This is a genomic window from Streptomyces sp. BA2, assembly GCF_009769735.1.
In the GTDB taxonomy this organism is placed as follows: domain Bacteria; phylum Actinomycetota; class Actinomycetes; order Streptomycetales; family Streptomycetaceae; genus Streptomyces.
Window position 1 is genome coordinate 3440774 of the sequence record NZ_WSRO01000002.1, and the last position, 17066, is coordinate 3457839.

General features: G+C 69.1%; 15 protein-coding genes. 5 read left to right on the top strand and 10 right to left on the bottom strand.

Annotation, left to right across the window (positions count from 1 at the left end):
* Nucleotides 1–11: 11 nt before the first annotated feature.
* The 6 genes from mreD to folC all read right to left on the bottom strand — a co-directional run bounded on the left by mreD (nucleotide 12) and on the right by folC (nucleotide 5868).
* Nucleotides 12–683, bottom strand: coding sequence for a rod shape-determining protein MreD (gene mreD, locus E5671_RS18170; protein ID WP_160505012.1), 672 nt, complete (start codon nucleotides 681–683; stop codon nucleotides 12–14).
* Between the two features lie 14 nt (nucleotides 684–697).
* Nucleotides 698–1654, bottom strand: coding sequence for a rod shape-determining protein MreC (gene mreC, locus E5671_RS18175; protein ID WP_160505013.1), 957 nt, complete (start codon nucleotides 1652–1654; stop codon nucleotides 698–700).
* Nucleotides 1655–1884: 230 nt separating this feature from the next.
* On the bottom strand, nucleotides 1885–2904 hold the full coding sequence (locus E5671_RS18180; protein ID WP_160505014.1) for a rod shape-determining protein: 1020 nt from the start codon (nucleotides 2902–2904) through the stop codon (nucleotides 1885–1887).
* 324 nt (nucleotides 2905–3228) lie between these two features.
* Complete coding sequence (gene ndk, locus E5671_RS18185) at nucleotides 3229–3642, bottom strand: nucleoside-diphosphate kinase (RefSeq protein ID WP_160505015.1); 414 nt, start codon at nucleotides 3640–3642, stop codon at nucleotides 3229–3231.
* A gap of 328 nt (nucleotides 3643–3970) precedes the next feature.
* Nucleotides 3971–4327, bottom strand: coding sequence for a DUF4233 domain-containing protein (locus E5671_RS18190; protein ID WP_160505016.1), 357 nt, complete (start codon nucleotides 4325–4327; stop codon nucleotides 3971–3973).
* Nucleotides 4328–4332: 5 nt separating this feature from the next.
* Nucleotides 4333–5868, bottom strand: coding sequence for a bifunctional tetrahydrofolate synthase/dihydrofolate synthase (folC, locus tag E5671_RS18195; protein WP_160505017.1), 1536 nt, complete (start codon nucleotides 5866–5868; stop codon nucleotides 4333–4335).
* A gap of 154 nt (nucleotides 5869–6022) precedes the next feature.
* Between folC and E5671_RS18200 the strand changes: the two genes are divergently transcribed.
* On the top strand, nucleotides 6023–7030 hold the full coding sequence (locus tag E5671_RS18200) for a rod shape-determining protein (protein WP_202121164.1): 1008 nt from the start codon (nucleotides 6023–6025) through the stop codon (nucleotides 7028–7030).
* 83 nt (nucleotides 7031–7113) lie between these two features.
* Here E5671_RS18200 and E5671_RS18205 read toward each other — a convergent pair whose 3' ends face one another.
* Complete coding sequence (locus tag E5671_RS18205; protein ID WP_160505019.1) at nucleotides 7114–8274, bottom strand: sensor histidine kinase; 1161 nt, start codon at nucleotides 8272–8274, stop codon at nucleotides 7114–7116.
* Nucleotides 8275–8394: 120 nt separating this feature from the next.
* Here E5671_RS18205 and E5671_RS18210 point away from each other — a divergent pair, with 120 nt between their 5' ends.
* On the top strand, nucleotides 8395–9060 hold the full coding sequence (locus E5671_RS18210) for a hypothetical protein (RefSeq protein WP_237330187.1): 666 nt from the start codon (nucleotides 8395–8397) through the stop codon (nucleotides 9058–9060).
* A gap of 15 nt (nucleotides 9061–9075) precedes the next feature.
* Here E5671_RS18210 and E5671_RS18215 read toward each other — a convergent pair whose 3' ends face one another.
* A complete protein-coding gene (locus E5671_RS18215; RefSeq protein ID WP_160505020.1) occupies nucleotides 9076–11700 on the bottom strand; it encodes a valine--tRNA ligase in 2625 nt (874 codons plus the stop codon).
* Between the two features lie 137 nt (nucleotides 11701–11837).
* Between E5671_RS18215 and E5671_RS18220 the strand changes: the two genes are divergently transcribed.
* The 3 genes from E5671_RS18220 to E5671_RS18230 all read left to right on the top strand — a co-directional run bounded on the left by E5671_RS18220 (nucleotide 11838) and on the right by E5671_RS18230 (nucleotide 14801).
* Nucleotides 11838–12788: a hypothetical protein gene (locus tag E5671_RS18220; protein WP_160505021.1), complete on the top strand. Its 951-nt coding sequence runs from the start codon at nucleotides 11838–11840 to the stop codon at nucleotides 12786–12788.
* 120 nt (nucleotides 12789–12908) lie between these two features.
* On the top strand, nucleotides 12909–13892 hold the full coding sequence (locus tag E5671_RS18225; protein ID WP_160505022.1) for a hypothetical protein: 984 nt from the start codon (nucleotides 12909–12911) through the stop codon (nucleotides 13890–13892).
* Between the two features lie 21 nt (nucleotides 13893–13913).
* Nucleotides 13914–14801 (top strand): hypothetical protein, encoded by an 888-nt coding sequence (locus E5671_RS18230; RefSeq protein ID WP_160505023.1) that lies wholly within the window; start codon nucleotides 13914–13916, stop codon nucleotides 14799–14801.
* Nucleotides 14802–14890: 89 nt separating this feature from the next.
* Here the strand turns inward: E5671_RS18230 and clpX are convergent, their stop codons facing one another.
* Together clpX and E5671_RS18240 are read right to left on the bottom strand one after the other, a co-directional pair.
* On the bottom strand, nucleotides 14891–16177 hold the full coding sequence (gene clpX, locus E5671_RS18235; RefSeq protein ID WP_160505024.1) for an ATP-dependent Clp protease ATP-binding subunit ClpX: 1287 nt from the start codon (nucleotides 16175–16177) through the stop codon (nucleotides 14891–14893).
* Nucleotides 16178–16332: 155 nt separating this feature from the next.
* Nucleotides 16333–17013: an ATP-dependent Clp protease proteolytic subunit gene (locus E5671_RS18240; RefSeq protein ID WP_160505025.1), complete on the bottom strand. Its 681-nt coding sequence runs from the start codon at nucleotides 17011–17013 to the stop codon at nucleotides 16333–16335.
* Nucleotides 17014–17066 lie beyond the last annotated feature (53 nt).

A 17066-nucleotide genomic window follows, 5' to 3' on the forward strand; every position in this document is an offset into this window, starting at 1 on the left:
CTGCGCTGCGGTCACAGGCGCTTGACCCCCTTGATGCGTCCGGCGCGCGCGACACGGGCCTTGGCCGCCTTCATCCGCAGGCCGCCGCGCTGGTTGCCGATGCGCAGGCCGGTGCCGGAGGAGAGCCAGCCGGATGCGACGTCCGTGGCCTTGTTGGCGGGAGAGGTCTCCCCCAGCGGGTCGTTCTCGGCTCTGCGGGCCAGCGCGATGATGAGCGGCACCGTGAACGGCGCGAGCAGCAGGTCGTACAGGGCGGCCGTGAAGAGGAGCCCGCCCAGGCCCACATGGCGGGCGGCGGTGTCCCCGACGAGGGCGCCCACGCCCGCGTACAGCAGCGTCGACCCGATGGCGGCGCCGACGACCACGACGAGCGGCGCGGTGGCCGACCTGAGCCGTCCGGTCTCCGGCTTGGCCAGGCCCGCGAGGTAGCCGACGACGCACAGGACCAGGGCGTACCGCCCGGCCGCGTGGTCGGCAGGCGGGGCCAGGTCGGCGAGGAGTCCGGCGCCGAAGCCGATGAGGGCGCCGCCCACATGGCCGTAGACCAGGGCGAGGCCGAGCACCGTGAGCAGCACCAGGTCAGGGACCGCGCCCGGCAGTTGCAGCCGGGCAAGGACGCTGACCTGGATGACCAGGGCGACGACGATCAGGGTGGTGGAGAGCAGGATTCGGTTGAAACGCATGGGGTCCGGTGCTCCTACTGCTCGTCGTTGCCGTTGTCGACGCCGTCGGCCGGGGGCTGTCCTGACGGGGTGGCCGTCACGGTCACCGTCGGGGTCGGCTTCGGCTTGGCGGGCTTCTTCGGCAGGACCGTGTCGCGCGGGTCCTCGCGGGGTGCTTCGACGACGACTCCGACGATGTCCAGCTTGGTGAAGCCGACGTACGGCTTGATGAAGATGTTGCGCGTCAGGTCACCGCCCGACGGGTCGACGCGGACGACCTCACCGACCGGCACACCCGGCACGAACGGCTTGTCCCGCTGCGATCCGAAGGTGACCAGGCGGTCGCCCTTCTTGACCTCGGCCTTGCCGTTGAGCATCTGCACCGACAGCGGGCGGTCGCCCTGTCCGGTGGCGAAGCCGAGCTCGTCGGTCTTCTCCATGCGGGTGCCGACGGTGAAGTCGGGGTCGTTGGCGAGCAGGACGGTCGCGGTGCTCGGGCCGACCGTGGTGACGCGGCCGACCAGGCCGTCGCCGTTCAGTACGGTCATGTCGCGCTTGAGTCCGTCGTTCGCTCCCGCGTCGATGGTGACGGTCCAGGAGAAGCCCTGGGCCGCTCCTATGCCGATGACTTCGGCGCCCTTGATGCCGTACTGACCGGCACCGGCGCTCTTGAGCATGCTGTCCAGCTGTCTGACCCGGCTGCGGTTGCGGTCGTCGCTGCCGAGCTTCGCCTTCAACGCGGCGTTCTGACGCTCGAGTTCGGCGATCCGGTCATGCCGGTCGCCGGAATCCCGGACCGCGCCGATGGCGTTGCCGATCGGGTCGACGGCGGACGACACGCCGTTCTCGACCGGGCCGAAGACCGTGGCGGCGGCCTGGCGGGCACCGTCGACCGGCGAGTCCTCGCCACCACGGATGTCCACCGTGATCAAAGCGAACGCGATGGCGATCAGCAGCACCAGGAGCAGCCGGCTCTCTCGTGTGTCCCTCACGTGCGGCGGCCGTGCCTTCCTCAGTTGGAAATCCTTGGAATTCTGAGCAACTGTGCGTATGTAGGAGCAAATCTAAACAATCCGATTCCGCGGCGTCTGCGGGCGCCGCGGAATTGTTATGCCTTGCCCATGTTGTGCGTTGTCTTCTGAGCCCTCTATATCAACGATCCGCCGCACGAGGTGACAGGCACTCGTACGGCGGACACCCTTTCAGCGGGTTCGCGCCACCCTCAGCGGCGCGGCGATGCGTCAAGCACTTGCTGGAGCGCCTCGAACTCCTCGACGCACTTGCCGGAGCCGAGCGCCACGCTGTCCAGCGGGTCCTCGGCGATGTGGATCGGCATGCCCGTCTCGCGGCGGAGACGCTCGTCGAGGCCGCGCAGCAGGGCGCCGCCTCCGGTGAGAACGATGCCGCGGTCCATCACGTCACCGGAGAGCTCCGGCGGGCACTTGTCGAGGGTCGTCTTGACCGCGTCGACGATCGCGTTGACCGGCTCCTCGATGGCCTTGCGGACCTCGGCGGCGGAGATGACGACGGTCTTGGGCAGCCCGGAGACCAGGTCCCTGCCGCGGATCTCGGTGTGCTCGTCGGCATCCATGTCGTACGCCGAACCGATGGTGATCTTGATCTGCTCGGCCGTGCGCTCACCGAGGAGGAGGGAGTACTCCTTCTTGATGTGCTGGATGATCGCGTTGTCCAGCTCGTCGCCCGCGACGCGGATCGACTGTGCCGTGACGATTCCGCCGAGCGAGATGACGGCGACCTCGGTGGTGCCGCCGCCGATGTCGACCACCATGTTGCCCGTGGCCTCGTGGACCGGCAGGCCGGAACCGATGGCCGCGGCCATGGGCTCCTCGATGATGTGCACCTGGCGGGCGCCGGCCTGCGAGGAGGCCTCGATGACGGCGCGGCGCTCGACTCCGGTGATGCCGGAGGGCACACAGACGACGACACGCGGGCGGGCGAGGTACCGCCGCTTGTGGATCTTCAGGATGAAGTAGCGGAGCATCCGCTCGGTGATCTCGAAGTCGGCGATGACGCCGTCCTTCAGCGGTCGCACGGCAACGATGTTGCCCGGCGTGCGACCGATCATCTTCTTGGCTTCGGCGCCGACAGCGAGGATGCCACCGGTGTTGGTGTTGATCGCGACGACGGACGGTTCGTTGAGAACGATCCCGCGACCCCTGACGTACACCAGCGTGTTGGCGGTCCCGAGGTCGACAGCCATGTCACGGCCGATGAACGACATGTGGTTCCCCATGAGGATGCGTCTGGCCTTCCCTGGAGCTTCTGATGGCTTTTTAGGTAGGCGAGGTGGGTGCTGTGTGGCGTGGAGGCTTCCATCGTAGTCTCGCCTGCACGAACACGGCGCTAGGGTCTTCGCCATTGTCAGCAGATGATGCGCCGCCTCGCTCTTGGAGACGTGCCATCGGAGGCACGGGTTCCCCCAATTGGGGCGCATATGCCAAGGGGCGGCCGGTTTTCTCGGCCACCCCTGGTCAGGGCGGTGCCCTGCTGACTAGGCGTCAGAAGTCTTTACGGAATTCTTTACGCGCGTCTCTGCATACGGACGTCAGACGACGCCCGGGAAGAAGATCTTCAGCTCGCGCTCGGCGGACTCCTCGGAGTCCGAGGCGTGGATGAGGTTCTCCCGGACGATGGTGCCGAAGTCGCCACGGATGGAGCCGGGCGCGGCGGCGATCGGGTCGGTCGGGCCCGCGAGGGCGCGCACGCCCTCGATGACGCGCTCGCCCTCGACGACGAGCGCGACGACCGGACCCGAGGACATGAAGTCGACCAGCGGCTCGTAGAAGGGCTTGCCCTTGTGCTCGCCGTAGTGCTGCTCCAGCGTCTCCTGGTCGAGCGAACGCAGTTCGAGGGCGGAGATCGTCCAGCCCGCCTTGCGCTCGATACGGCCGATGATCTCGCCGATCAGGCCACGACGGACGGTGTCGGGCTTGAGCAGGACGAGAGTGCGCTGGGTCATGTGCGGCTCCAAGCATTTTTTCTACGAGCGTGTGGGTTGCCCGGCAGAATACCGGCACCCACTACACCGCGTTACCTCCGGCCCCGGAAGCCCGTCCCGCTAGGCCCTGTCGTCAAACTCCCGTCGTCCGCCCGGAGGGCGGGCCCCGCGGCGTCAGGTGCGTGCTCTGGGGGTCCCCCCGGCCGGAGGCTGGGGGAGTGCCGGGCGTAGACCCTCGTACTGGGCGTACTCGGGTCTGCGCCCGGTGCGGCGAGAGTGCGTGCATGGCGTCGCGGGGCTGGGGGCACCTCCCGGCCGGAGGCTGGGGGAGGGAGTTTGACGACAGGGCCTAGGCCTCGGCTCCGGCCCCGGCCTCCGCCTGCGCCGCGAACCTGGCCTTCGCCTCGTCGATCTTCTGGCCGAAGTGGATCGAGGCCCACCACAGCGCGGCGAACACCGCCCCCATGAAGAACATGATCGGTACGACGAAGCCGCTCGCGATGAGCGCGATCTGCAGCGCCCAGCCCAGCTGCACCCCGCCGGGCCTGGTGATCACACCGCACAGCAGGACGCAGAACAGCATCGCGATGCCGCAGACCGTCCAGACCGTGCCCATCGACAGGTCCGGGTCCTTCATGGCGACCAGACCGGCGAAGCCGATGACGAAGAACTCGCCGATCAGCGTCGAAGCACAGAGCGTACGCACAGGAGTCAGCCCCTCCCCAGGAGCAGTCGGGCCTCGCCGACGGTGATGACGGAGCCGGTGACAAGGACGCCACCGCCCGCGTACTCGCCCTCTTCCTCGGCGAGCGTGATCGCTGCTTCCAGCGCGTCCGGCAGGCGCGGCTCGACCTGGACGCGGTCGTCACCGAAGACCTCGACGGCAAGCCCGGCCAGCGCGTCCGCGTCCATCGCGCGATGGCTGGAGTTCTGCGTGATGACGACCTCGGCGAAGATCGGCTCGAAGGCTTCGAGCAGCCCCTTCATGTCCTTGCCGTCGCTCGCCGCGACCACGCCGATCAGGTTGCTGAAGTCGAAGACCTCGCTGATCGCCTCGGCGGTGGCACGGGCCCCCGCCGGATTGTGCGCGGCGTCCAGGACGACGGTCGGCGAGGTGCGCACGACCTCGAGGCGGCCCGGCGACGAGACCGAGGCGAACGCCTTGCGGATGGTGTCGATGTCGAGGGCGCGCGCGTGCTGCGAACCGATGCCGAAGAACGCCTCCACCGCGGCGAGCGCGACTGCGGCGTTGTGTGCCTGGTACGCGCCGTGCAGGGGCAGGAAGATCTCTTCGTACTCCCCGCCGAGACCGCGCAGGGTCAGCAACTGGCCGCCGACCGCCATCGAGCGGGAGACGATGCCGAACTCCAGGCCCTCGCGGGCCACCGTCGCGTCGACCTCGACGGCCTTCTTCAGGAGCACCTGCGCCGCGTCCACCGGCTGCTGGGCGAGGATCACCGTCGCGTCGGGCTTGACGATGCCTGCCTTCTCGGCGGCGATCTCGCCCGGCGTGCCGCCCAGGCGGTCGGTGTGGTCCAGGTCGATGGGCGTGACGACGGCGACCGAGCCGTCGATCACGTTCGTCGCGTCCCAGCTGCCGCCCATGCCGACCTCGACGACGGCGACGTCCACGGGGGCGTCCGCGAAGGCCGCGTACGCCATGCCCGTGAGCACCTCGAAGAAGGAGAGCCTGTAGTCCTGTTGGGCGTCGACCATCTCGACGTACGGCTTGATGTCGTTGTACGTCTCCACGAAGCGCTCGGCCTCGATGGGGGCGCCGTCCAGGCTGATCCGCTCGGTGATCGACTGGACGTGAGGGGAGGTGTACCGCCCGGTGCGCAGCTCGAAGGCGGAGAGGAGGGCCTCGATCATGCGGGCCGTGGACGTCTTGCCGTTCGTGCCCGTGATGTGGATCGAGGGATACGCCCGCTGGGGCTCGCCCAGGACGTCCATCAGCGCGGCGATCCGGCTGACGGAGGGCTCCAGCTTCGTCTCTCCCCAGCGGCTCGCGAGCTCGGTCTCGACCTCGCGCAGCGCCTTGTCCACCTCCGGATCGGTGGGGCGGGAGGGGATGTCGCCCTGGGGCGGGCCCGCCTGGGTGCGCAGGGTGCGGCTCCCCGCCTCGATCACGGCGAGGTCGGGGTCACGGTCGGTCTCGGCTTCGACGATCTCGGCGAAACGGTCGTCGCTTCCCTGGTGGTCGTCGCGGTCGGGGTGCTCGCTGTCAGGCGGGGGGAGGTCACTCACGTACGCCAGTCTACGGACGGGGTGTGACAGCCGCCGTCGGGACCTGTCGGGACGCTGCCAGGAAGCCGTCGGGGAGTCATCGCGACCAAAGTCACGGTCGATTCGGGGCTTTCATCCCGCCGGTTCGGGGCTTCATCGGGCAAACTTGGCGATCATGGACATAGGTATCGACCTCGGCACAGCGAACACCCTTCTCTACGTCCGCGGCCAGGGGATCGTGCTCAACGAGCCGTCCGTGGTCGCCGTCAAGGAGGGCGCGCGGACCGCCCTCGCCGTCGGTACGGAGGCCAAGGAGACGATCGGCCGTACGCCGGGCTCCATCACCGCGATCCGCCCCCTGCGGGGCGGCGTCATCAGCGACTACGAAGCCGCCGAGGAGATGATCCGGCACTTCGTCCGTAAGGCCGTGCCGGGGCGCCGTCCCCGTACGCGGATGGTCATCTGCGTACCGAGCGGCGTCACGCAGGTCGAGCGCCGGGCCATCGTGCACGCGGCGCAGCGGGCGGGGGCCCGTGCCGTGCATCTGGTGGAGGAGCCGATGGCCGCGGCGATCGGGGCGGGGCTTCCGGTGGCGGAGCCGCGGGGTTCGATGGTGGTCGACATCGGCGGCGGGACGACCGAGGTCGCGGTCATCTCCCTCGGGGGGATCGTCACGGCGCAGTCGCTGCGGGTGGGCGGGGACCGCCTTGACGAGGCGATCACGAACTTCGTGCGCAAGGAGCACGGGCTGCTCATCGGCGAGCGGACCGCCGAGGACATCAAGGTCGCGATCGGCTCGGCGTGGCCGGTTCCGGGGGACGAGGCGCTGGAGTCGCGGACGTTCACCGTGCGGGGGCGGGAGAAGGTGCGGGGGCTGCCGAAGACGGTGGAGCTGACGGCACGTGAGGTGCGGGCGGCGCTGGACGAGCCGGTGGAGGCGGTGATCGCCGCGGTGCGTACGACGCTGGAGGAGTGCCCGCCGGAGCTGTCCGGGGACGTCATGGAACACGGCATCGTCCTGACGGGCGGCGGCGCGCTGCTGCCGGGACTCGACCTGCGGATGGCATCGGAAACCGGAATCCCGGTGTTCGTGGCGGAGAACCCGCTGGACAGCGTGGCGATGGGCTGCGGGAAGTGCGTGGAGGACTTCGACGGGCTTGAGCGGGTGATGTCGGCGGCGTAGGGGGGCGATGGTGCTGCGGGGTGATCGGGTGGGTGGGAAAGCCTGTTCGTGCAGGGGGCATTGCGGGGCAAGCACCCCGGTCCTCAGGCCAAGTCCCCTGCGGGCAGCGTCGCCAGGACCTCGTAAGCCCCCCGGCAGGGGCCCGCCGTGAAGCTGCCGCCCACCGTGTGGACCCGCTCGGCCATCCCCGCGGTGCCGGTCCCCGCGGAGACCGGTGACGGGGCCGGGCCGGCCGCGGGCAGGGCGTTGCGGACGTTCACGTGCAGGTGGCCGTCGGCCACCTGCACCCGTACATCCACCCGCTCCCCCGGCGCATGCTTCGCCGCGTTCGTCAGACACTCCTGCACCACCCGATGCACCGCCGCCTGCCGGATCGGCGACAGGCGGTAGGCCGACCCGTCGATCAGGAGGTCGACCGGCGTGCCTGCCCGCTCACTGCGCTCGGCCAGTTCAGGGAGCGCGTCGAGACCAGGAGTCGGGGCGCCGTCCACGCCCCGCCGCACGATGATCTCGTTCAGCATGCGATGCGCCGAGCGCGCCGTCTCCGACAGTTCCTCGAAGCCGTCCTCGAAGGCCCCGCCCGTCGCACGCCGGGCAAGCACCTGCGAGCGCACGCTCAGGAGCGTCAGCTCACGGCCGACGAAGTCGTGCACGTCCCGTGCGATACGGGACCGCTCCCGCTGGACCGCGTGCAACGCGTCCGTCTCGGCCCGCTGGGCCTGAAGCGCACGCACCAGGTCCTGGCGGTTGGCCGCGACGCCGACCCCCGCCGCGAGCACACCGATCGGCACGACCAGGCTGAGGAAGGAGCTCAGGGTGTCGCCGCGGTGCACCGGCCAGCCGGGCAGAGTGAACATCACGTACGCGAAAGCCACATAGCCGAGCACACCGAACGTACCGGCGAGACGCCCCCGGTACCTGCCCAGGGAGTACAGCGCGAACTGAGCGAGGGTCAGCTCGTGCAGCCAGCCGACGAGCGCGAGAGCCACCGCGTACGTCACCCAGGGAGCGCGGCGGCGCAGCAGCAGCGACGCGGCGCCGCAGGCGAGGGCCAGGGCCGCGAGCGGGCCGTTGAGGGAGTTGTCCGCCTCGGCGAGGCCGGGGATGTCCAGGCTCATCAGGGCCAGGCAGCTCAGCGCGGCGAGAGCGTCCTGCACGCGGGGCGCTCGCGCCCAGCGCCCCGCGAGACGACGGCCCGCGGCCGCCGCCTCACGAATCGCCTGGGCGACGGGCAGGTCGTGCATGTCCACCATCATCCAAGGTCTTTCTGCCCGAATCATCAGACTTATGACCTTTATTTCGTGAAGTGTGACACGTCGGCGTGGCGGTCCCGGAAAGGCCGCCCCCAGGGGTCAAATCAGACCATGTGGTATGCCCAGAACCCCGGCCGACGGACCCGCCAGCTCCTCGGCGACGGCGCGGTCCTGCTCTGGACCGCGCTGTGGAGCGCCGCCGCCGTCGTCGCCTACCGGCTGGCCTGTCTGCTCACCCGCCCCGCGCCGGAGGCACCGCCCCCGCCCATCGGCGACCCCTCACGCCTTCCCCTGGTCGGTGATCGCGTCGACTCCGCGCTGCGGGCCGCCGCGGACGCCGCCGGAGCCGGGGACCCGGTGACCGTACGCGCGGCGGTGATCGTGGGCGCCGTCGCCGTCTTCCTCGTACCCGTCGGTCTCGTGCTCAGCAGCTGGCTCCCCCGCCGCCTGCGCTGGATCCGGCAGGCAGCCGCCGCCCAGGAACTCGCCGCCAGCGACGACGGCCGCGAACTGCTCGCCCTGCGCGCCCTGCTGCGTCCCCTGGACGAGGTCGCGCGGACCGCGTACGAACTCCCCGACGCGACCGCGGGCAGCCTCGCCGAGGGCTGGCGCGGCGGCGACCCCGTCATCATCGACGCGCTCGCCGAGGCGGAGCTGGTGCGCCTCGGGCTGCACATCCCCGAGCAGGTGTACATCCCCGTACAGGAGACGGGACACGAAAACGGGACAGGGCCCATGGAACCCTGCGGTTCCATGGGCCCTGTCTCCACCGTGTGACCAGGCACCGCCTGACTAGGCCTGCGGCAGCCCGTCCAGCTGGGCCTGCAGCCGGCTGATGTCGGCGTCCGCCTTGGTGAGGCGGCCGCGGATCTTGTCGACCACGTTGTCCGGCGCCTTCGCCAGGAACGCTTCGTTGCCGAGCTTCGCCGTGGCCTGTGCCTTCTCCTTCTCGGCCGCCGCGAGGTCCTTGGCGAGGCGCTTGCGCTCCGCCGCGACGTCGATCGTGCCGGACAGGTCGAGGGCGACCGTGGCGCCCGAGACCGGCAGCGTGGCGGTGGCCGCGAAGCCCTCGCCCTCCGGCTGGAGGCGCAGGAGCTGACGGATGGCCGCCTCGTGCGGGGCGAGCGCCGTGCCGTCCAGGGTCAGGCGGGCCGGGACCTTCTGGCCCGGCTGAAGGCCCTGGTCGGCGCGGAAGCGGCGGACCTCGGTGATGACCTGCTGGAGCGTCTCGATCTCCCGCTCGGCCCCGGCGTCACGGAAGCCACTGTCCTTCGGCCACTCGGCGATCACGAGGGACTCGCGGCCGGTGAGGGTCGTCCAGAGCGTCTCCGTCACGAACGGGACGATCGGGTGCAGGAGGCGCAGCGTCACGTCGAGGACCTCGCCCAGGACGCGGCCGGAGACCTTCGCCGCGTCGCCGCCGCCCATGAACGTGGTCTTGGACAGCTCGACGTACCAGTCGAAGACCTCGTCCCACGCGAAGTGGAAAAGGGCGTCCGACAGCTTGGCGAACTGGTAGTCGTCGTAGAGCGCGTCGACCTCGGCGACCGTCGCGTTCAGCCGGGACAGGATCCAGCGGTCCGTCGCCGACTGCTGCTCCACGGGCGGGAGTTCGCCCTCGATCGTGGCGCCGTTCATCAGCGCGAAGCGCGTGGCGTTCCAGATCTTGTTGGCGAAGTTCCGCGAGCCCTGGACCCAGTCCTCGCCGATCGGCACGTCGACGCCGGGGTTGGCGCCGCGGGCGAGCGTGAAGCGGACGGCGTCAGAGCCGTACTTGTCCATCCAGTCGAGCGGGTTGACCGCGTTGCCGAAGGACTTCGACATCTTCTTGCCGAACTGGTCGCGGACCATGCCGTGCAGCACGATCGTGTGGAACGGCGGGGTGCCGTCCATCGCGTACAGGCCGAACATCATCATCCGGGCGACCCAGAAGAAGAGGATGTCGTAGCCGGTGACCAGGACGGAGTTCGGATAGAACTTCGCCAGGCTGTCGGTCTGCTCGGGCCAGCCGAGCGTGGAGAAGGGCCACAGGCCGGAGGAGAACCACGTGTCGAGGACGTCGCTGTCCTGCGTCCAGCCCTCGCCGGTGGGCGCCTCCTCGTCGGGTCCGACGCAGACGACCTCGCCGTTCGGCCCGTAGAAGACCGGGATCCGGTGGCCCCACCACAGCTGACGCGAGATGCACCAGTCGTGGAGGTTGTCGACCCAGTCGAAGTAGCGCTTCTCCATCTCCTGCGGGTGGATCGCGACCTTGCCGTCGCGGACCGCGTCACCGGCGGCCTTCGCCAGCGGGCCGACCTTGACCCACCACTGCATCGACAGACGGGGCTCGATGGTGGTCTTGCAGCGCGAGCAGTGGCCGACCGAGTGCGTGTACGGGCGCTTCTCGGCGACGATGCGGCCCTCGGCGCGCAGCGCGCCGACGATGGCCGAGCGGGCCTCCAAGCGGTCCAGGCCCTGGAAGGGGCCCGGAACCGTGATCACGGCGTGCTCGTCCATGACCGCGATGTTCGGCAGGCCGTGGCGCTGGCCGATCTCGAAGTCGTTCGGGTCGTGCGCCGGGGTCACCTTGACGCAGCCGGTGCCGAACTCGGGGTCGACGTGCTCGTCCGCGACGACCGGGATCGAGCGGTCGGTCAGCGGCAGCTTGATCAGCTTGCCGACGAGGTGCTTGTAGCGCTCGTCGTCCGGGTGGACGGCGATGGCCGTGTCGCCGAGCATCGTCTCGGCGCGGGTGGTGGCGACGACCAGGGTCTCGTCCCCGTCGCCGTACTTCAGCGAGACGAGCTCGCCGTCGTCGTCCTGGTACTCGACCTCGATGTCGGAGATCGCGGTCAGGCAGCGCGGGCACCAGTTGATGATGCGCTCGGCGCGATAGATCAGCTCGTCGTCGTAGAGCTTCTTGAAGATGGTCTGGACGGACTGGGAGAGGCCCTCGTCCATCGTGAACCGCTCACGGTCCCAGTCGACGCCGTCGCCGAGGCGGCGCATCTGCCCGGAGATCTGGCCGCCGGACTCGCCCTTCCACTTCCAGACGCGCTCGATGAACTCCTCGCGCCCCAGGTCGTGGCGGGACTTGCCCTCCTTGGCGAGCTCGCGCTCCACGACGTTCTGCGTGGCGATGCCGGCGTGGTCCATGCCCGGCTGCCACAGCGTCTCGAAGCCCTGCATGCGCTTGCGGCGCGTGAGGGCATCGATGAGCGTGTGCTCGAAGGCGTGCCCGAGGTGCAGGGACCCGGTGACGTTCGGCGGCGGGATGACGACGGTGTACGGGGGCTTCTCGCTCGCCGCGTCGGCGGAGAAGTAGCCGCGTTCTACCCAGCGCTCGTACAGCGTCCCCTCTACCTCGGCCGGCGCGTACTGGGTCGGCAGTTCGGTGGTGGACGCTGGATTCTGCTGCTGAGTGTTCTCGGTCACCGGGCCAGTTTAGAGGTGTCACAGACCCGTCCCGAAACCGGATTCTTGAGTAACGGTTGCGGCCGCGAGCCACATGGGGGCTCTGCCTTCGTACAGGATGTCGGGAACACATAAGCGTTCGGAGGGGAACCCACGCAATGAGCTACAACCAGCCTGGCCCGTACGGCGGGCAGCAGCCCCAGCAGCCCGGTCCTTACGGGCAGCAGCCGGGCCAGCCTGGCCCCTACGGCCAGCAGCCGCAGGCGCCGCAGCCCGGCTACGGCTACCCGCAGCAGGCACCGCAGGGCGTCCCCCCGCAGCAGGGCGGCTACAGCCAGCCGCAGCAGCCGGGTCCGTACCAGGGCCAGGACCAGGGTCAGCAGGGCCCGTACGGGCAGGTCCCGCCGCCCCCGCCCGCGGGTGGCGGCAGCGGCAAGAAGACCGGCCTCATCATCGGCGCGGTCGTGGCGCTCGTCGCGATCGGCGGCGGCATCTGGTGGTTCACGGCGGGCAAGGACGACAGCTCGTCGTCGGCGGGCAACGCGGCGGTGGCGGACGACGGTGCGCACAAGCTGGTCACGCCCGAGACGGTGCTCTCCGAGTACAAGAAGCAGGCGTCGACCGACGGCGGGTTCAACGACGACGACATGGAGCGGGCCGAGAAGGACGGCGTCAAGAACGGCAAGCCCGTCGACGCCGAGTACCAGTCGGGCGACAAGAGCAACCCGCTGGCGCAGAAGATGATCAAGTTCATGGGCGTCTACGGCGAGATCGACAACCCGTCCAAGGTCGTCGACGGGATGTTCGACAAGATGAAGGAGGAGTCGAAGAAGGAGGACGCCTCCACCTCCACCGGCAAGCTGATCGGCAGCCCGAAGAGCTTCGACGCCGATGGCGCGGTGCTCAAGTGCCAGGAGACGGAGATCAAGGGTGGCGGCTCCGGACCCAAGTCGATCCGCATGCCCGTCTGCATCTGGGGCGACAACAGCACGCTCGGCATCGTGATCCCGGTCGACATGGCGAGCGCCATGACCGGCAAGAGCGCCTCGCTCGAGGACGCGGCTGACACAACGACGAAGCTCCGCAAGGAAGTCCGCGTCAAGGCCTGATTTCTCGCCTGATGTCCTGATGGCGTCACCTCGCGCACAGCAGCCCCGGTCGATTCGGCCGGGGCTGCTTCCGTCAGGATGTCGGCATCACATAAGCGCACTCACGGGGGAACCCACGTCATGAGCTACAACCAGCCAGGCCCGTACGGCGGCCAGCAGCCCCAGCAGCCCGGCCCCTACGGCCAGCAGCCGCAGACCCCGCAGCCCGGCTACGGCTACCCGCCGCAGGCCCCGCAGGGCGTGCCTCCGCAGCAGCCGGGCCCGTACGGCCAGCAGCAGGCGCCTTACGGCCAGCAGGCTCCCTACGGGCAGCAGGCTCCCTACGGCCAGGTCCCGCCGCCTCCGCCCCAGGGCGGCGGCAAGAAGACCGGCATCGTCATCGCCGCCGTGGTCGCGGTCGTCGCGGTCGCCGTGGGTGGCTACTTCGCTTTCGCGGGCGGTGACGACGACAAGGGCAAGGGCGGCGGCTCCTCGAACGTGGCAGGCGGTGGAGGCGACGAGACCGGCATCAAGGACGACGGTCCGCACAAGCTGATCACGCCCGCGGTGGTCCTCTCCGAGTACAAGAAGGGCGAGGAGGGGGCCAGCGAGAGCGGCATGACCTCCAGCGACGTCAAGGAAGCCGAGAAGCACGGCGTGAAGAACGCCAAGGACGTCGCGGCGCAGTACCAGGCGGGCGACAAGGACAACCCGCTGTCGCAGAAGATTCTGCAGTTCAACGGCGTCTACGGCGACATAGCGGACCCGGAGAAGGTCGTCGACGCGATGTTCGGCGAAGCGGAGAAGAACGCCCAGGAAGGCGGCAGCGGCAGCAGCGGCGAGTCGATGAAGCTGGTCGGCAGCCCCAAGTCGTACAGCCCCGCCGGTCTCGACGGTGCGGTGCTCAAGTGCCAGGAGATGAAGCTCGACTTCGGTTCGTCGACCGGCAGCACCTCGGGCCCCAGCGAGATGTCGATGGCGACCTGCATCTGGGGCGACAAGAGCACGCTCGGCATCGTGATCACTACGGACGTGGCGAACGCGATGGCCGGCAAGAGCGTCGACCTCGACGAAGCGGCGGACAAGACAGCCAAGTTCCGCAAGGAAGTTCGCGTCAAGCTCTGACGCCGGAGGGGAATCCACACGATGAGCTACAACCAGCCTGGCCCGTACGGCGGTCAGCAGCAGCCGCAGCAGCCCGGTCCCTACGGCCAGCAGGCGCCCTACGGCGGCCCACAGCAGCCGCCCGCCCCGCAGCCCGGGTACGGCTACCCGCAGCAGCCCCAGGGCCCGTACGGGCAGCAGCCGCACGCTCCGTACGGGCAGGTTCCGCCGCCTCAGCCGCAGGGCGGCGGTAAGAAGACCGGCCTCATCATCGGCGCGGTCGTCGCACTCGTCGCGATCGGCGGCGGCGTCTGGTGGTTCACCGCGGGCAAGGACAGCGGTTCCGTCGCCGACGACGGCAAGACGTACGAGCTGACGGCGCCCGAGAGCGTCCTCGGCGGTCAGTACAAGAAGGACACGTCCGGCGGCAACGCCGGCGGCATGACGTCGAGCGACCTGAAGGACCTGGAGAAGCAGGGCGTCAGCAATCCCAAGGACGCCCACGCCGCGTACAACTACGGCGAGGGCGCGACCATGAAGTCCCTCAACTACTCAGGCGTGTACGGCGAGATCGAGGACCCGGAGAAGGTCGTCGACGCCATGTTCGCCGAGATGAAGAGGAAGTCCACCGAGGAGCCCGGGAGCCTGAGCCTCATCGGCAGCCCCGAGGAGTTCACCCCGGACGGCTTCGAGAACGGCGTCATGAAGTGCCAGGAGGCCGAGTTCAAGATGGGTGACGTCGGCCCGGACGACGAGGGCGTGCCGAACAGCTTCAAGACGCCGATGTGCGTCTGGGGCGACCACAGCACGGTCGCGTCCGCGGCCTACTCCGATGTCGCCGCGACCGCCAGCGGCGCGGACATCGAGCTGGAGAACGTCGCCAGCCTGGTGGCCAACCTGCGCGACGACGTCCGCGTCGAGGTCAAGTAGCCGCCACCCCAAGGCCGTTCCACGTGAAAGGGGCGCCCGGCGATTCGATCGCCGGGCGCCCCTTTCACGTATGCACGTATGCCCTGAAGCTACGCCGACTTCTGCTCGCCCGCGCCCGGGCCCCGCGCGTCGCGCGGCACCAGGGTCGGGTTCACGTTCGAGTGGACGACGTCCGCCGTGATGACCACGCGGGCCACGTCCTTGCGGGACGGAACCTCGTACATCACCGACTGGAGGACCTCCTCCATAATGGCGCGCAGCCCTCGCGCGCCGGTCTGGCGCAGGATCGCCTGGTCGGCGATGGCCTCCAGCGCCTCGCGCTCGAAGTCCAGCTCCACGCCGTCGAGTTCGAACAGGCGCTGGTACTGCTTCACGAGTGCGTTACGCGGCTCCACCAGGATCTGGAGCAGGGCCTCGCGGTCGAGGTTGTGGACCGAGGTGATCACGGGGAGGCGGCCGATGAACTCCGGGATCATCCCGAACTTCACCAGGTCCTCAGGCATGATGTCCTCGAACCGGTCCTTCTCCTGGAGCTCGCGCTTGGAGTGGATCGTGGCGCCGAAGCCGATGCCCTTCGCGCCCGCCCGCGACTCGATGATCTTCTCGAGGCCGGCGAAGGCGCCGCCCACGATGAAGAGCACGTTCGTCGTGTCGATCTGGATGAACTCCTGGTGCGGATGCTTGCGGCCGCCCTGCGGGGGCACCGAAGCCGTCGTGCCTTCCAGGATCTTGAGCAGGGCCTGCTGGACGCCCTCGCCCGAGACATCGCGCGTGATCGAAGGGTTCTCGCTCTTGCGGGCGACCTTGTCGATCTCGTCGATGTAGATGATGCCCGTCTCGGCCTTCTTGACGTCGTAGTCAGCGGCCTGGATGAGCTTCAGGAGGATGTTCTCGACGTCCTCGCCGACATAGCCCGCCTCCGTGAGCGCCGTCGCGTCCGCGATGGCGAACGGGACGTTCAGCATGCGCGCGAGCGTCTGCGCGAGCAGCGTCTTGCCGGAGCCGGTCGGGCCGAGCAACAGGATGTTGGACTTGGCGAGTTCGATCGCGTCGTCACGGCCCTGCGCGCCGCCGGTCTCCCCGGCCTGGACCCGCTTGTAGTGGTTGTAGACCGCTACCGAGAGGGCTTTCTTCGCGGGCTCCTGGCCCACGACGTACCCCTCGAGGAATTCGTAGATCTCGCGAGGCTTGGGGAGTTCCTCCCAGCGCACCTCGCTCGTCTCCGCGAGCTCTTCCTCGATGATCTCGTTGCAGAGGTCGATGCACTCATCGCAGATGTACACACCGGGACCTGCGATGAGCTTCTTGACCTGCTTCTGACTCTTCCCGCAGAACGAGCACTTGAGCAGATCGCCGCCGTCACCGATGCGTGCCACGAGGTGCTTCCCCTTCGCCTGGGAGACGCCACGTTCAGCGACTCCTGGTGCCTCTATCTGACGGTACCTTGCCCGGCCCCCCGTTCGGGCCCCCCTTGGCACGGTTCGCTTTCACGCGAACCGTGCCAAGGAACGGCAGATGCTACAGCGCTGCGTCAGACGACCGAGGCGTTGTTCATCTTCCGAGTGGAGATGATCTGGTCGATCAGGCCGTACGCCAGTGCGTCCTCGGCAGTGAGGATCTTGTCGCGCTCGATGTCGTCGCGGATCTTCTCGATCGGCGTCGTGGAGTGCTTGGCCAGCATCTCCTCCAGCTGCGAGCGCATCCGGAGGATCTCGTTCGCGGCGATCTCCAGGTCGGAGACCTGACCGCGGCCCGTCTCGCTGTAGGGCTGGTGGATCAGGACGCGCGCGTTCGGGAGCGCCATGCGCTTGCCCGGCGTACCGGCCGCGAGGAGCACGGCGGCGGCGGACGCGGCCTGGCCCATGCAGACCGTCTGCACGTCGGGCTTCACGAACTGCATCGTGTCGTAGATGGCCGTGAGCGCCGTGAAGGAGCCACCGGGGCTGTTGATGTAGATCGAGATGTCACGGTCGGGGTCCATCGACTCCAGGCACAGGAGCTGCGCCATGACGTCGTTGGCGGACGCGTCGTCGATCTGCACGCCGAGGAAGATCACGCGCTCCTCGAAGAGCTTCGCGTACGGGTCGTACTCACGCACGCCCTGCGAGGTGCGCTCGACGAAGCGCGGGATGACGTAGCGGGACTCGGCGGTGGGGCCGGTGTACTCGGCCTGGGCGCGGTCGTTCAGGCCGCTGCCGGGGTAGTTCTTCATCTCTGTAGGTCTCCTGAGGAGCGTGGTCTTGGTGGCTTCGGAAGGGCTGAGCG

Excerpts from the sequence above, each read along its gene's own strand:
- mreD (WP_160505012.1), bottom strand. The coding sequence starts at position 683 with ATGCGTTTCAACCGAATCCTGCTCTCCACCACCCTGATCGTCGTCGCC.
- E5671_RS18180 (WP_160505014.1), bottom strand. The coding sequence starts at position 2,904 with ATGTCGTTCATCGGCCGTGACATGGCTGTCGACCTCGGGACCGCCAAC.
- ndk (WP_160505015.1), bottom strand. The coding sequence starts at position 3,642 with ATGACCCAGCGCACTCTCGTCCTGCTCAAGCCCGACACCGTCCGTCGT.
- E5671_RS18200 (WP_202121164.1), top strand. The coding sequence starts at position 6,023 with ATGGACATAGGTATCGACCTCGGCACAGCGAACACCCTTCTCTACGTC.
- E5671_RS18205 (WP_160505019.1), bottom strand. The coding sequence starts at position 8,274 with ATGCACGACCTGCCCGTCGCCCAGGCGATTCGTGAGGCGGCGGCCGCG.
- E5671_RS18210 (WP_237330187.1), top strand. The coding sequence starts at position 8,395 with ATGTGGTATGCCCAGAACCCCGGCCGACGGACCCGCCAGCTCCTCGGC.
- E5671_RS18220 (WP_160505021.1), top strand. The coding sequence starts at position 11,838 with ATGAGCTACAACCAGCCTGGCCCGTACGGCGGGCAGCAGCCCCAGCAG.
- E5671_RS18225 (WP_160505022.1), top strand. The coding sequence starts at position 12,909 with ATGAGCTACAACCAGCCAGGCCCGTACGGCGGCCAGCAGCCCCAGCAG.
- E5671_RS18230 (WP_160505023.1), top strand. The coding sequence starts at position 13,914 with ATGAGCTACAACCAGCCTGGCCCGTACGGCGGTCAGCAGCAGCCGCAG.
- E5671_RS18240 (WP_160505025.1), bottom strand. The coding sequence starts at position 17,013 with ATGAAGAACTACCCCGGCAGCGGCCTGAACGACCGCGCCCAGGCCGAG.